This window comes from Deferribacter autotrophicus (assembly GCF_008362905.1).
Classification (GTDB): domain Bacteria; phylum Chrysiogenota; class Deferribacteres; order Deferribacterales; family Deferribacteraceae; genus Deferribacter; species Deferribacter autotrophicus.
Genome location: NZ_VFJB01000005.1, coordinates 80,370 through 95,119 on the forward strand (window position 1 = coordinate 80,370; position 14,750 = coordinate 95,119).

12 protein-coding genes are annotated in these 14,750 nt (G+C 34.7%); 10 read left to right on the plus strand and 2 right to left on the minus strand.

What is annotated here, in order from left to right:
• Nucleotides 1-318 precede the first annotated feature (318 nt).
• The 10 genes from ilvD to ruvA all read left to right on the plus strand — a co-directional run bounded on the left by ilvD (nt 319) and on the right by ruvA (nt 10,610).
• Nucleotides 319-1,977 (plus strand): dihydroxy-acid dehydratase, encoded by a 1,659-nt coding sequence (ilvD, locus tag FHQ18_RS06300; RefSeq protein WP_149266320.1) that lies wholly within the window; start codon nt 319-321, stop codon nt 1,975-1,977.
• A 9-nt stretch (nt 1,978-1,986) separates the two neighbouring features.
• Nucleotides 1,987-3,678, plus strand: a complete 1,692-nt coding sequence (gene ilvB, locus FHQ18_RS06305) for a biosynthetic-type acetolactate synthase large subunit (RefSeq protein WP_149266321.1) — start codon at nt 1,987-1,989, stop codon at nt 3,676-3,678.
• 1 nt (nt 3,679) lies between these two features.
• On the plus strand, nt 3,680-4,186 hold the full coding sequence (gene ilvN / locus FHQ18_RS06310; protein WP_149266322.1) for an acetolactate synthase small subunit: 507 nt from the start codon (nt 3,680-3,682) through the stop codon (nt 4,184-4,186).
• Between the two features lie 28 nt (nt 4,187-4,214).
• Nucleotides 4,215-5,231 carry a ketol-acid reductoisomerase gene (gene ilvC / locus FHQ18_RS06315; protein ID WP_149266323.1) on the plus strand — a complete coding sequence of 339 codons (1,017 nt, stop codon included), beginning with the start codon at nt 4,215-4,217 and terminating at the stop codon, nt 5,229-5,231.
• A gap of 79 nt (nt 5,232-5,310) precedes the next feature.
• The gene (locus FHQ18_RS06320; RefSeq protein ID WP_149266324.1) at nt 5,311-5,931 is read left to right on the plus strand and encodes a phosphatidylserine decarboxylase family protein; all 621 of its coding nucleotides are present in this window, start codon (nt 5,311-5,313) and stop codon (nt 5,929-5,931) included.
• The gene (gene pssA, locus FHQ18_RS06325) at nt 5,928-6,665 is read left to right on the plus strand and encodes a CDP-diacylglycerol--serine O-phosphatidyltransferase (RefSeq protein ID WP_149266325.1); all 738 of its coding nucleotides are present in this window, start codon (nt 5,928-5,930) and stop codon (nt 6,663-6,665) included. The genes FHQ18_RS06320 and pssA overlap by 4 nt, the downstream gene beginning before the upstream one ends.
• A 69-nt stretch (nt 6,666-6,734) precedes the next feature.
• Nucleotides 6,735-8,285 carry a 2-isopropylmalate synthase gene (locus FHQ18_RS06330; protein WP_149266326.1) on the plus strand — a complete coding sequence of 517 codons (1,551 nt, stop codon included), beginning with the start codon at nt 6,735-6,737 and terminating at the stop codon, nt 8,283-8,285.
• 517 nt (nt 8,286-8,802) lie between these two features.
• Nucleotides 8,803-9,552 carry a YebC/PmpR family DNA-binding transcriptional regulator gene (locus FHQ18_RS06335; RefSeq protein ID WP_149266327.1) on the plus strand — a complete coding sequence of 250 codons (750 nt, stop codon included), beginning with the start codon at nt 8,803-8,805 and terminating at the stop codon, nt 9,550-9,552.
• Nucleotides 9,553-9,556: 4 nt separating this feature from the next.
• Nucleotides 9,557-10,051: a crossover junction endodeoxyribonuclease RuvC gene (gene ruvC, locus FHQ18_RS06340; protein WP_149266328.1), complete on the plus strand. Its 495-nt coding sequence runs from the start codon at nt 9,557-9,559 to the stop codon at nt 10,049-10,051.
• Nucleotides 10,035-10,610 (plus strand): Holliday junction branch migration protein RuvA, encoded by a 576-nt coding sequence (gene ruvA / locus FHQ18_RS06345; protein WP_149266329.1) that lies wholly within the window; start codon nt 10,035-10,037, stop codon nt 10,608-10,610. Before ruvC ends, ruvA begins: the two co-directional genes overlap by 17 nt.
• Before the next feature lie 147 nt (nt 10,611-10,757).
• On the opposite strand, the gene FHQ18_RS06350 is transcribed toward ruvA, so the two are convergent.
• Entirely contained in the window at nt 10,758-12,485 is a 1,728-nt protein-coding gene (locus FHQ18_RS06350) for an oxygen-binding di-iron domain-containing protein (protein WP_149266330.1), read from the minus strand.
• A 64-nt stretch (nt 12,486-12,549) separates the two neighbouring features.
• Nucleotides 12,550-14,673, minus strand: a complete 2,124-nt coding sequence (locus tag FHQ18_RS06355) for a Tex family protein (protein ID WP_149266331.1) — start codon at nt 14,671-14,673, stop codon at nt 12,550-12,552.
• Nucleotides 14,674-14,750: the final 77 nt, after the last annotated feature.

Sequence of the window (14,750 nt, forward strand, 5' to 3'; positions counted from 1 at the left end):
GGGGGAGTTCAATGTTCAAGGTTCAAAGTTCAACGTTCAAGGTTCAAAGTTCAACGTTCAACGTTCAAAGTTCAACGTTGGAACGTTTACATGTTAAGGCGTTAGAACGTTGGAACGTTAAAACTTAAAACTTAAAACGATTTACCGATTCACTAGCTGTTCTTTATTGCTACAACTCCTACAACTTTTACTACCCCTACTACCTTACATTTCCTTATTTGCAAAAAATGGGGTGACACCAGAAAAAAATAATTGAAAATAAAGTTTTAGTGTGATAATTATTGAACAATTTTAAGTAAGATTTAACAGGAGATCTTTATGAGAAGTGATAATGTAAAAAAAGGGTTGGAAAGAGCTCCACATAGGGCACTTTTACATGGAAGTGGAGTGCCAAAAAGCTCAATGAACAGACCTTTTATAGGGGTTTGTTCTAGTTTTACTGATTTAATTCCTGGCCATTCAGGGATGAGAGATTTGGAGCGATTTATTGAAAAAGGTATTCATACTGGTGGGGGATATGCATTTTTGTTCTCAGTACCAGGGATTTGTGATGGTATTGCAATGGGGCACAAAGGGATGCATTATTCTTTACCCAGTAGAGATGCAATTGCTGATATAATAGAGTGCGTGGTGGAAGCTCATCAGCTTGATGGTGTAGTTTTTTTGACAAACTGTGATAAAATTACTCCTGGCATGTTAATGGCAGCTGCTCGTCTAAATATTCCTTCAATTTTTGTAACTGCCGGACCAATGTTAAGTGGACACTGGAGAGGGCAAAGAAGGTCTTTTGTAAGAGATACATTTGAGGCGATGGCAAAATATAAAAAAGGTGAAATTGATGATTTTGAGATGAGTAATTTAGAGCAATGTGCTTGTCCTTCGGCAGGGTCATGCCAAGGACTTTATACTGCAAATACGATGGCTTGTCTTACAGAAACCATGGGAATGAGTTTGCCAGGTTGTGGGACGGCTTTAGCTATAATGTCAAAGAAAAAGCATATTGCCTTTGATAGTGGTGTGCAAATATGTGAGCTTGTAAGGAATAATATACGGCCAAGGGATATTATGAATGAGAAGGCTTTTAGGAATGCAGTTATTGTGGATTTGGCCCTTGGAGGTTCTACAAATACTACATTGCATCTACCTGCAATTGCACATGAAGCTGGTGTGAAACTTAATTTGGAGTTGTTTGATGAGTTAAGCAAAAAAGTTCCTCATATTAGCAATTTGAGACCAGGTGGCGAGTTTTTCATGGAAGACTTAGATTATGCAGGAGGAATACCTGCAGTTTTGAAAAGACTTGAAATGTTAGTTGAAGATAATCTTACCGTATCGGGGAAGACAGTAAAGGAAATTGCAAAGTCTGCAATTGTTTTTAATGAGGATGTGATTAGGCCGATAGATAATCCATATCATAAAGAGGGTGGAATAGCAGTATTGAAAGGAAATATTGCTCCTGATGGTTGCGTGGTGAAACAATCTGCTGTGGATCCTGAAATGTTAGAATTTACAGGCAAAGCAAAAGTTTTCGATTCTGAAGAAGAGGCTATGGATGCCATTATGGGTGGAAAAATTCAAAATGGTGATGTGGTGGTAATACGTTATGAAGGGTCTAAAGGTGGTCCTGGTATGAGGGAAATGCTTGCACCTACAGCAGCCATTGCAGGTTTAGGGTTAAATAAAGTTGCTCTCATTACGGATGGGAGGTTTTCTGGTGGCACCAGGGGACCCTGTATCGGGCATATCTCTCCTGAGGCCGCCGAAGGCGGAGTCATTGCTTTGATTCAGGAGGGCGATGAAATTTATATCAATATAAGAGAGAGAAAGATTGAACTACTTGTTTCAGATACAGAACTGGAAGAGAGAAAAAAGAAATGGGTTAAACCTGAGCCTAAAATTAAAACAGGTTATCTGTATAAGTATGCTTTAAATGTTAGTAGTGCCGCTGAAGGAGCTATTTTTAAAAAATTGCAGTAGGAGAAAATTATGATGACAGGTGCCGAAATATTAGTTGAATGTTTAAAAAAAGAAAATGTAGATGTAATTTTCGGATATCCAGGTGGGGTTTTACTGGGTATTTATGATACATTATTTGATACTGATATTAGACATATTTTACCAAGACATGAACAGGGCGGGATTCATGCTGCGGACGGGTATGCCAGGGCAACAGGTAAAGTGGGTGTTTGTATGGCTACTAGTGGGCCAGGAGCTACAAATCTTGTAACAGGCATTACTAACGCGTATCTGGATTCTGTTCCATTAGTGGTTTTTACTGGTCAGGTACCTACATCTTTGATTGGTGGGGATGCTTTTCAGGAAGCAGATATTATAGGAATTACTAGACCTATCGTGAAGCATAGCTATTTAATAAAAGATATAAAAGAACTTGCTCCTTCAATTAAAGAAGCTTTTCATATTGCAAGGACAGGGAGACCTGGGCCGGTAGTTATAGATTTACCTAAAGATGTTGTAGCAGCAAAAACGAAGTTTAAATATCCTGAAAAAGTAGAATTGCTCGGTTATAATCCAAACTATGAAGGACATCCAATGCAAATTAAAAAGTTATTAAAAGCATTGGAATCTGCAAAAAAACCTGTGGTTTATATGGGGGGTGGTGTTAGGATTAGTGGTGCCACTAAAGAGCTTGTGGAGTTTGTGGAAAAAATTAATTTGCCCGTGATTTCATCATTTATGGGGCTTGGCGGTTTTCCAGGTGATCATCCCAATTTTATTGGCTGGCTTGGTATGCATGGTAATTACGCTTCAAATATGGCAATGACAGAAACAGATTTTATTATTGCTATAGGTACTCGTTTTTCTGATAGATCAACAGGTAGATTGGATGGTTTTGCTCCAAATGCAAAAATTGCTCATATTGATATCGATCCGGCATCCATTAGTAAAAATGTGGTTATAGATATACCGATTGTGGGAGATTGTAAGGTAGTATTGGACCAGATGTCTAAATATCTAGGTGATTACAATTGGGATAGACGTGCAAAAGAGAGAGAGTCCTGGTTGAAGCAGATAAAAGCATGGGATAGTGAGCATCCTTTTAGTTATAAAAGGAGTAATAGAGTTATTAAACCACAATTTGTGGTTGAGAAGATATATGAAGTGACAAAGGGTGATGCTATTATCTGTACTGAAGTTGGACAGAACCAAATGTGGGCAGGACAATTCTACAAATTTAAAGATCATCGTCAATTTATATCTTCCGGTGGTCTTGGAACAATGGGGTTTGGTTTTCCTGCGGCTATTGGAGCAAAAATTGGTAGGCCAGAAAAGGAAGTATTTGATATAGCAGGAGATGGTAGTTTTCTTATGAACGTGCAAGAAATTTGTACAGCTGTTCAGTATAGAGTAGGTGTTAAGGTTGCAATTTTAAATAATAAATTTCTAGGGATGATTAGACAGTGGCAGAGTCTCTTTTATAATAACAGATATTCATATTCTTGTTTGGAATGTCAGCCTGATTTTCTCAAGCTTGCAGAAAGTTATGGATGTCCAGCGTTTAGAGCTGAAAAACCAGAAGATGTAGAACCAATTTTAAGGGAAGCTATGAAGATTAAGGATTTACCTGTTCTTATGGATTTTGTAGTTGATAGAGAAGAAAATGTTTTCCCTATGGTGCCTGCCGGTGCTGCTTTAAATGAAATGATATTGGGGGACTAATATGAGGCATATTATATCGGTGTTAGTGGAAAACAAATTCGGTGTTTTATCGAGAGTTGCAGGTCTTTTTAGTGGTAGAGGATATAATATTGAGAGTTTATCTGTAAATACAACTCATGACCCAAGATTTTCAGTAATGACAATTGTAACGAGTGGTGATGAGAGAATAATAGAGCAGATAATCAAGCAATTGAGAAAACTAATAAATGTGATAAAAGTTCGCGATGTAACCCCTATGGATCACATAGAACGTGAGATGATGCTTGTGAAAGTTCATGCAACCTCTAAAACAAGACCTGATATTTTTAACATTGTTAATACTTTTAGGGGGAAAGTTGTTGACATTACAGGTGAATCACTTATTGTTGAAATAACTGGGACAGATGATAAAAATAAAGCATTTTTAAAGGTGTTAGAGCCTTATGGAATTATTGAAGTAATAAAAACGGGCTTTGTTGCTATAGCAAGAGGTAGTAAAGCAACGCCTGATTATAGCAAAACATCATAAAATATAAAAATATTTAAGAGGTGGAAGGATGAAGGTATTTTATGAAAAAGATGTAAATCTTGATTTAATTAAAAACAAAAAAGTAGCAGTAATTGGTTATGGAAGCCAAGGGTATGGTCATTCCAACAATCTCAAAGATAGCGGTGTAGATGTGGCTGTTGGTTTGAGAAAGGGGAGTAAGAGCTGGGAGAAGGCTGAAAAAGCTGGTTTAAAAGTGATGGAAGTGGAAGAAGCCGCAAAATGGGCTGATGTTATTATGATTCTTACTCCTGATGAAACTCAGGGTGATCTATACAGAGAGAAAATTGCTCCTTATCTTAAAGAGGGAGATTATATAGCTTTTGCGCACGGTTTTAATATTCATTTTGGGCAGATTGTTCCTCCTGAATATATAAATGTAATTATGATAGCACCAAAAGGACCAGGGCATCTTGTACGTGCTGAATATGAAAAAGGTGGTGGTGTTCCGTGTCTCGTTGCTGTTGCTCAGGATTATAGCGATGATTCTTTAGAAGTTGCTCTTTCTTATGCTGCTGCAATTGGTGGTGCAAGAGCTGGGATTTTACAGACCACATTTAAAGAGGAGACTGAAACTGACCTTTTTGGTGAGCAGGCTGTGCTATGTGGTGGTTTAACTCAGCTTATTAAATATGGTTTTGAAACATTGGTAGAAGCTGGTTATGCACCTGAAATGGCTTATTTTGAGTGTCTTCACGAAGTAAAACTTATTGTTGACTTACTTTATGAAGGTGGAATTTCAAATATGAGATATTCCATCAGTAATACGGCTCAGTATGGAGATTTAACAAGAGGTCCAAAAGTTATTTCACCTGAAGTGAAAGAAAATATGAAGCAGGTTCTTTATGAGATTCAGAGTGGCCAGTTTGCAAAGGAATGGCTGTTGGAAAATAAAGCAGGAAGACCAGTGTTCAATGCCTTGACAAAGGCTGATGAAAATCATCAGATTGAGATTGTGGGTAAGAAACTTAGAGAAATGATGAGTTGGCTTGGTAAAAGTAAAATAGTTGATACAGAGAAAAATTAAGGTGGGGCTTTTGCCCCCATTTTTTTCTATTGCTAATATTTAATCTGTGAATTATAATAACCGAAAAAAGGAGTTTTAGTTGATAGCAAAAGAAGGTTTTCCATTTATTTTAACAGCTGTTGTTGCTTTTTTGGTGGTATTAATTATCCCTAAGCAACTGCTTCTGTTAATGATAATTATTTTGCTTGCGCTGTTTGTGTGGTTTTTTAGAGATCCTGAAAGGGATATTCCACCTTTTGAAGGGATTGTGGTTTCTCCTGCGGATGGAAAGGTTGTTGATATTAGTGAAGAGAAAGTAGATGGACAAGAATTTAAAAAAATATCAATATTTATGAATGTGTTTGATGTGCATGTTAACAGGGTTCCTCTTACAGGTGAGGTTGTTAGTGTTGAGCATAAACCAGGAAAGTTTTTAGCAGCAAATAAGCCTGAAAGTTCTATAGAAAATGAACAAAATATTATAAAGATGATTACTGAATATGGCGAAGTGATAATAAAACAGGTTGCAGGTCTTGTGGCACGCAGAACAGTGTCATATTTGAAGCCCGGGGATAAAGCATTGATAGGTGAGAGATTAGGCATTATTAAATTTTCTTCAAGAGTGGATCTTTATTTACCTGTTAATGCACATATTGTTGTGGATTTAAATGACAAGGTTAAGGCTGGCGAATCTATAATTGCGAGGTTTGAAAATAAATGATTAAACGTGAATATTTACTACCAAACTTTATAACATTATTGAGCTTATTTTCTGGTTTCTACTCTATTATTGCGAGTATTAATGGCAATTTTGTATTAGCAGCTTATGCTATAATTTTTGCCTTTGTATTTGATGGGCTTGATGGGAAAGTTGCAAGGATGCTTCATGCAACAAGCGAATTTGGTATTCAAATGGACTCATTGAGCGATTTAGTAGCATTCGGCCTTGCTCCAGCATTATTGATATATAAATGGGTTTTAACGCCTTATGGTAGAGTTGGGTGGATGGCTTCTTTTCTTTTTGTTGCTTGCGGAGCTTTGAGATTAGCAAGGTTTAATGTTATGACCAAAAAGATTGATAATAGATACTTTATAGGATTGCCAATACCTGCAGCAGCTGGTGTAATTGCATCTAGTGTTCTTTTTGTGAAAGAGGTTTTTGGTAAACCTGAAGGTATATCAATCCCATTAAGTTTTGTTTTGTTTATATATCTGCTTGCATTTTTGATGGTGAGTAATGTGAAGTATTACAGTTTTAAAAAGCTTGAGTTACATGGTATAAAACCTTTTAGCTTATTGGTAGGGTTTGCTCTTTTTATATTTGTTATTGGAATGTATCCAGAAATATTTCTGTTTGTTTTCTTTATTGGATACACTTTTTCTGGTCTTCTCCTCCAACTATTAAAATTTTTGAAGTATCGGGCCCTGGAGGTCAAAGAAGGCCGTGCAGATTAGCATATAAAGGCCTCAGCCTTCAGGGCTGAGGCCTTTTTTTTTAGATTAACTACGCTAGGGGGTTATAAAATGAGTGAGAAGTTGATAATCTTCGACACCACATTAAGAGATGGTGAACAGGCACCTGGTTTTAGCATGAATGTTGATGAAAAAGTAAAGATGGCTATTCAGCTTGAAAAGTTAGGGGTGGATGTCATTGAAGCAGGTTTTCCTATATCCTCGCCTGGAGATTTTGAGGCAGTTAAGCGGGTTGCTGAAACAGTTAAAAATCCTGCAGTTGCTGGACTTTGTAGAGCAAACAGAAAGGATATTGAAGTGGGCTGGGAAGCCTTGAAGGAGGCAAAAAGACCGCGTATCCATACCTTTATTGCAACATCGGATATTCATATGAAGTATAAGCTTAAAAAGGACCCTGATGAAGTAATTGAAATTGCGAGAGATGCTGTAAAATTTGCTAGAAATTTGTGTGATGATGTGGAATTCAGTGCAGAAGATGCTACAAGAACAAATCTCGATTTTCTTTGTAAAATAGTAGAAGTGGTAATTGATGCTGGGGCAACAACTGTAAATATTCCTGATACAGTTGGTTATACTGTGCCTATGGAATTTGAAAAGATTATAAGTACTCTTTTAAATAAAGTTCCAAATATTGATAAGGCCATTATAAGCGTTCATTGTCATAATGACCTTGGTCTTGCTGTCGCAAACTCCATTGCAGCTGTTGCAGCAGGTGCGAGACAAGTGGAATGTACAATTAACGGTATAGGTGAAAGAGCTGGAAATGCATCTTTAGAGGAAATAGTTATGGCTTTGAATGTAAGGAAGGATGAATTTAATTATGTTCATACTGATATAAATACAAAAGAGATTTATAGGACTAGCAGACTTTTGACTTCAATTACAGGTGTTGATGTGCAGCCAAATAAAGCAATTGTTGGGAAAAATGCCTTTGCTCATGAAGCTGGTATTCATCAGGATGGTGTGTTGAAAGAAAGAACAACCTATGAAATAATGACTCCAGAGAGTGTGGGATTTCCTTCTAATAAACTGGTACTTGGTAAACACTCTGGCCGTCATGCTTTTATGGAAAGGCTGAGATCACTGGGCTATGAGCTTTCAAGAGAGCAGCTAGAGATAGCTTTTGCAAAATTTAAGGAGCTGGCTGATAAGAAGAAAGAGGTATATGATGAGGACTTAGAAGCAATCGTGGAAAATCAGATGAGCAAGGTGAAAGAATATTATTCTTTGGAAAATCTTACAATAGTGAGTGGTGTTAATGCCATACCTACTGCAACAGTGGAGCTTTTAAAAGATGATGGCAACGTTATTGTTGATGCATCAATCGGTGACGGACCTGTGGATGCAGCTTTTAAAGCAATTGAGCGGATAGCTGGTATACAAGGTAGGCTTAAAAAATACAGGATAAATGCTGTGACTGCCGGAAAAGACGCTCAGGGTGAAGTGGTAGTTAGTGTTGAATTTGAAGATTCTGGTGTTGAAATAACAGGAAAAGGTTATTCCACAGATATAGTCGTGGCCAGTGCAAGAGCTTACTTGCATGCACTAAATAGATATATGAGTAGAAAAGGTAATAAAAAAATGCTGAGTGATACCGTTTAATAATCTGAGTTAGCCCTTTATATGAGGGCTAACTTTATTTATGTTTTGCTGAAAAAAGCTAATAAATTGATATCTGATGTTACCCCATTTTGTGAAAGAAGGGTGAAATAGAGAAGTTGGGAAATGGGGAAGTAGAAAAAGGTTAAGGTTTACGGCTCAAAGTTAAGAGTTTAAAATAGGTTAAGGATAAGGTTAATGCTATATTATAAAAATCTGGAGTCACCCCATTTTTTTGGAAATTGTTTTAAATTATATAGATGTATCAGAAAATTATATTGAAGTGTTTATGGAAAAACATTTTTCTCATTCTTGCAAAACGTCCAGTTTTGCTCCGAGGCAAGTTCCTCTAAAACCGCCATCCGTGGCGGTTTTATGGGAACTTGAACCCGAAAAATGTTTTTCCATAAACTCATAAATTTAAGACTTTGAAAAAAATGGGATGACGCCAGTAATCTTTTTATTGAAAATATGATAGAATTAATTTATATACAAGCGCACTAAAATTTAGGAGGTTTTAATGGCAGGTCATAGTAAATGGGCTAATATAAAACATAGAAAAGCAGCACAGGATGCAAAGAAAGGTAAAATTTTTACTAAAATAGCAAGAGAACTTACCGTTGCAGCCAAAATGGGCGGTAGTGACCCAGAAATGAATCCAAGATTGAGAGTAGCACTTGAAAAGGCAAAGGCTGCAAATATGCCAAAAGAGAATGTTGAAAGGGCAATCAAAAAAGGAACTGGTGAAGGTAATGAAGCAAATTATGAAGATGTAATTTATGAGGGATACGGCCCAGGTGGTGTGGCTATAATGGTTCAGGCTTTAACAGACAATAAAAATAGAACAGTGGCAGAGGTTAGAAGTACTCTCACAAAAAAAGGTGGAAGCTTAGGTGAGGCTGGATGTGTATCTTGGCTTTTTGAGAAGAAAGGTATTATTGGGATTAAGAAAGATATTATAGATGAAGATACATTGATGGATATTGTTCTTGAGGCTGGGGCAGAAGATTTGAAGGTAGAGAATGAAAATTATGAAGTAGTTACTGAACCATCTGAATATTACAATGTTAAGAAAGCTCTGGAAGAGAAAGGGATTGCCATTGAATATGCTGAGCTAACTATGAGACCTAAAAATACAGTGAAAGTTGAAGGGGAAGATGCTAAAAAATTGCTGGCTTTAATTGAAGCTCTTGAAGATTTGGACGATGTCCAGGAAGTATATGCTAATTTTGACATAGAAGATAAAGTAATGGAGGAGATGGGGGCATAATTATTTGATAATATTTGGAATTGATCCCGGCCTAAATAAGACAGGTATAGGTATATTAGAGAATAAAGATAATAAGTTAAACTGTATAGATTATTCTGTAATAAAGAATAAACAGGGTATTGAACCCGTTGATAAGATAAAAAATCTTGTAAACAAAATAGAAGATTTTGTTTTAAAATATAAACCAGAATATGCAGCTCTAGAAGATAGCTTTTATTCTGTAAATGTTAAGACAGCTATAAGTTTAGGTGTTGCAAGGGGAGCTATTATTGCTACATTGCTTAGCAAAGGTGTGAATGTTCATCAGTTTACAGCTTTGCAGATTAAAAAGGCAGTAGTTGGGTATGGTAAGGCAGATAAGAATCAGGTTAAAAAGATGGTAGAGATGCAGCTTGGTATCACTCTTGATGGTGTTTTAAATGATGCGTCAGATGCTCTTGCTTGTGCTATATGCTTAGGTGTGTTTTTAAACGGGAAACTTTATGATAAATTATATTAAGGGTATTCTCACTGTTAAAAAACCGGATTATATTGTAGTTGAAAGTTGTGGAATAGGGTATCAGATTTATGTATCTTTAACTACATATTCAAGTCTCCCTTCTGAAGGAAGTGAAGTATTAATTCTTATTCAACAATTTGTGAAGGATAATGGAATTTTTTTATACGGTTTTTTAACAGAAGGGGAGAAAAAAATTTTTAATTTGCTAAATAAAGTTTCCAAGATTGGGCCTAAACTGGCACTTGCTATTTTGTCAGGTTTTGATACTGAAAAATTGAAAGAATGTATTTTATCAAGAGATGCTGTAAGGCTTTCTACAATACCAGGAATTGGAAGGAAGACCGCAGAACGAATTGTTTTGGAATTAAAAGATAAGTTGGGTGATATTGAAGAATATCAAGTTGTTGATAATAGTGTTGTTGATGATGTAATAAGTGCTCTAATGAATTTGGGGTATAAAAAGCAAGAGTGTACAGCGGTACTGAAAGAAATTGATTATCAAAATAAAAATTTTGAAGAAATTCTGAAGGAATCGTTAAAAAAACTTACAAAAAGCTAATGACGTTAACTATGAAAACTTCTTTTACATAACTATTCTTGGCGTACTGTGTGCCAGCACTCTGATGTGTGATGTTTTTGTTACTATTTACGATTAGTAAGAATCTTTTTGGTTCGTAACATGAATTATTATTAATTCTTTTAAACATCAAGTTGAAGAGTCTACACAGATTTTGTTTTTCCCAGATTGTTTTGCTTTGTATAATTGAATATCAGCTCTCTTTAAGGTTTTTTTAAATTCTTCACCTTTTTCTCTTAGGGCAATTCCAAAACTTGCTGTTATTTTCTCTTTATCTAAAGGAGGTGGCCATTTTATATTTTTAATTTTTTCTCTTATTCTTTTGGCAATTGTATAAAGTTTAGAAACATCATCGCAGATTGCCATTATTAAAAACTCTTCACCACCATATCTCACTGGTATATCACCAGTTCTTACTTCTTCAAGTAGAATATTACCAACTTTCATAAGAACCATATCGCCAACATCATGACCATAGGTGTCATTAATGCGTTTGAAATCGTCAATATCAATAAAAGTGATTCCTAAAGCTTTAATCTCTCCTCTGTCCTGTAGAGCAATAAATCTTTTTACAGCTTCGTGTAGATAGTGTCTTGTGTAGCAGTTTGTTAAAGGATCTTTTATAGAAATTTCATAGTATTTTTCTTTTTCAATAAGGATTTTTCTTCTTATAAATTCTCTTTCGAAAGCTATGGTAAAAAAGTTGGATATTTTTTGCAATATTTCTTTAGTTTCTAAATCTAAAGAGAAACTTTCATCAAATTTTATTTGAATAAAAGCAATAATAACATTGTTTTCTGAATCAAAGATTGGCATCATCAATGAGTTATCAAATAATATTATATAAGGATTTTGCTTTAAATATTCAGACTTGCTTTTACCAAGATATTTTAATATGTGGTTATCAATACATATTTCTTCCCACATGAGAGGAGTATGATGGTTAAAATAATAATACTTGTTTAAAAAATATGTATAAAATTCTATAGATTTTATAAGTAAAATATCATTTATTTCTTTTGAGAATTTTTTTATCAATTCGCTAAAATCTTTATAAGTGGCCATTGTTTGTAAGAATGCACTTAGCATTTTGTTTAATTTTCTAAGTTTTTCTATCTCAGTACTTGTTTGTGTAAGAAGAAAAATTCCGCAATCAAGGTTTTTAAGCCTTTTTATTATAGGTTGTATAAGATGCTTTTTAATGATTGAACCGTGTTGTGGAGCAATCATTTCAATGTCTAACTCTTCAATTTTTTTCAATGAATGAATTAGAATCTCTTTTGAAGGCATGTAATGTGCGTGAAATGCAGCTATGGAATCATAATAGCTTTCATCTTCAGCAAAGATTTTCCATTCGTCTGTAAAGCCACCGAATAAGTCACTAGAAAAAAGAATTTTTGATTTTACATCGTATGTGCAGAAAGCACCGGGGAAATGTAGATATGGTGTAAAAATAAACTTTAATTTTCTTCCATTGGCATTTAATTCCCAGTTATTCCTTTCAACGCATATAAAAGGTATGTTAAGATTGTAATGCTTGATAAGTTCAATTGCACGCCAGTGACTTATTATTTGAGCATCGTCTCTGTTTAAAATATGTTTTATTGTTTCTAAAGCAGCTGTTATGTCTGGATCCTGATGATGACAGATAAAATATTTTATATGAGAAAAAGGGATTATCTGTTCAATTTTATAAAGTGTATCTTTAAAAGTAAGGTTTGAACCTGGATCAATCAAAATGGATTCTTTACCATTTTTTATTAAATAGACATGGCACTGGAATGGGTCATTTTCGATTTTATGACCCACCCAGTAAATATCTTCTGCAATTTTAACAGGTTTCGTGTGATCTTCCATTTGCTTATGTTAATTTTGTTTAATGATAAAATCAAATATTTTTTTCATATTAATATTAAAAGTTTTATTTTTTCAAAGAAAGTCCTATGCGTCCTCTTTCTTTGTCAATACTTATGATTTTAGCAGATACAGTTTGTCCTACTTTTACCACTTCTAGGGGATGTTTGACAAATCTGTCTGCAAGCTCTGAAATATGTATTAGTGCATCATTTTTTAAACCAATATCTACAAAAGCACCAAAATCTACCACATTTGTAATTTTCCCTTTTACAGTCATACCCTCCTTAAGATTATCAATTGTGAGAGCAGATTGCTTAAAAATTAGAGGGTCCACATTATCTCTTATGTCTCTGTCAGGCTTTTCAAGATTTTCAATAATATCTTTCAATGTTAATTCACCAATGCCACATTTTTCCCCAAGCTCTTTCAAATCTTTACCCTTTAAAGTTAACTTTATCAAATTTGCGTTTTCAATGGATAGATGCAGTTCTGATAACAGTTGATAAACATTATCATAATTTTCAGGGTGGATGAAAAGGGAATCAAGAGGTTCGTTTCCATCATAAATTTTTAAAAAACCAGCTGCCTGCTCAAAGATTTTTTCACCAATTCCATCCACATTCAAAAGTTCCTTTCTGGTTTTAAATTTACCATTTGCTTCTCTATAGGCTACAATCTTTTCGGCAACTCCTTCATTTATCCCAGATACATATTTCAAAAGGGAAACGCTGGCTGTGTTAAGGTTTACTCCAACATTATTTACAACGTCCTCCACAACCTCAAATAATTTTCCACTTAATCTTTTTTCATTTACGTCATGCTGATACATACCTACACCAATGGATTTTGGTTCTATTTTTACAAGTTCTGCCAGAGGGTCAATAACTCTTCTTGCTATGGAAATTGCTCCTCTGATTGTAAGATCAAGGTCAGGGAATTCTTTATTTGCTACCTCACTTGCAGAATAAACACTTGCACCAGCTTCATTTACAATAGTGTAAACAATCGGCAGGTTTTCTTCTTCAATGACTTTTGAAATAAATTCTTCTGTTTCCCTGCTTGCAGTTCCATTACCAATAGCAATGATATCTATATTATGAGTTGTTATCTCTTTCAAAATTGTTTTTTTGCTGTTTTCATAGTCATTCTGTGGTTCGGTAGGGTAAATTACTCCATAGCTTAATAATTTACCGGTTTCATCCACACAGGCATATTTACACCCTGTTCTGTAGGCAGGGTCAATTCCAAGGATTTTTTTCCCTTTAACAGGAGGGGTCAGTAGTAGATTTCTTAAATTCTCGGCAAAGACTTTTATTGCTTTATCTTCTGCCTTTTCTTTCAATTCTTTTCTGATTTCCAGTTCTAATGATGGTAAAAGCATTCTTTTAAATGCTTTCTTTATGCTATCATCAACCAATTCATTCACAATCCACTTATTTTCTACTAAAATTGATTTAATGATTTGCTCACACAACTCAGCGTCAATATCAAGTTTAACCTTAAGTATATTTTCCTTTTCACCCCTAAATATGGCAAGAATTCTATGTGGTGGAATAGTTTTTAAAGACTCTTTGTAATTATAGTAATCTTCATAGTTAGTTCTTTCTGTAATATCTTTTTTTCTCTTTTCACTTAAAATACTGCCATGCTTCCAGAAAAATTCTCTGAGTCTGTTTTTTATTTCAATATTATGTGCAATTTCTTCAATTATTATATCAAGAGCTTTATCTATGGCGTCTTTTTCTGTTTGCACTTTGTCACTAATATATTTTTTTGCTTCAGTAATTATATTATCAGTATTGGATTCATTTTTTATAAAATTTGCGAGAGGTTCTAACTTCAATTCTCTTGCAATATCTGCTTTTGTTTTTCTTTTCGATTTATAAGGAGCGTAAAGGTCTTCCACTTCCTTGAGTGTCTTAGCCTGCAAAATTTTCGTTTTTAATTCTTCGGTGAGTTTGTTTTTTTCTTTGATGTGTTCTATGACTTCCTGTTTTCTCTGCTCAAGCTTCTCAATATATTCGTATCGTTCTATTATTTCTCTGATTACATTTTCATCCATACCACCGGTCATCTCTTTTCTGTATCTTGCGATAAAGGGAACAGAGTTTCCATCTTTGTAAAGTTTTATAAGGTTATCAATATGTTTTCTGTTAAAATTAAATTCAGAATAAATAGTTTCAATCACATTAACCTCCGTCAATACATGTATTTAATATTTAAGTACAACTGACTAGTATTTTTTATAATGAGTTTTAGCTCGGT

What these genes read in the sequence shown, in the direction of transcription:
- ilvN (WP_149266322.1), top strand. Translation starts at nt 3,680, where the DNA reads ATGAGGCATATTATATCGGTGTTAGTGGAAAACAAATTCGGTGTTTTA.
- ilvC (WP_149266323.1), top strand. Translation starts at nt 4,215, where the DNA reads ATGAAGGTATTTTATGAAAAAGATGTAAATCTTGATTTAATTAAAAAC.
- FHQ18_RS06335 (WP_149266327.1), top strand. Translation starts at nt 8,803, where the DNA reads ATGGCAGGTCATAGTAAATGGGCTAATATAAAACATAGAAAAGCAGCA.
- FHQ18_RS06330 (WP_149266326.1), top strand. Translation starts at nt 6,735, where the DNA reads ATGAGTGAGAAGTTGATAATCTTCGACACCACATTAAGAGATGGTGAA.
- ruvA (WP_149266329.1), top strand. Translation starts at nt 10,035, where the DNA reads ATGATAAATTATATTAAGGGTATTCTCACTGTTAAAAAACCGGATTAT.
- ilvD (WP_149266320.1), top strand. Translation starts at nt 319, where the DNA reads ATGAGAAGTGATAATGTAAAAAAAGGGTTGGAAAGAGCTCCACATAGG.
- ilvB (WP_149266321.1), top strand. Translation starts at nt 1,987, where the DNA reads ATGATGACAGGTGCCGAAATATTAGTTGAATGTTTAAAAAAAGAAAAT.
- pssA (WP_149266325.1), top strand. Translation starts at nt 5,928, where the DNA reads ATGATTAAACGTGAATATTTACTACCAAACTTTATAACATTATTGAGC.
- FHQ18_RS06350 (WP_149266330.1), bottom strand. Translation starts at nt 12,485, where the DNA reads ATGGAAGATCACACGAAACCTGTTAAAATTGCAGAAGATATTTACTGG.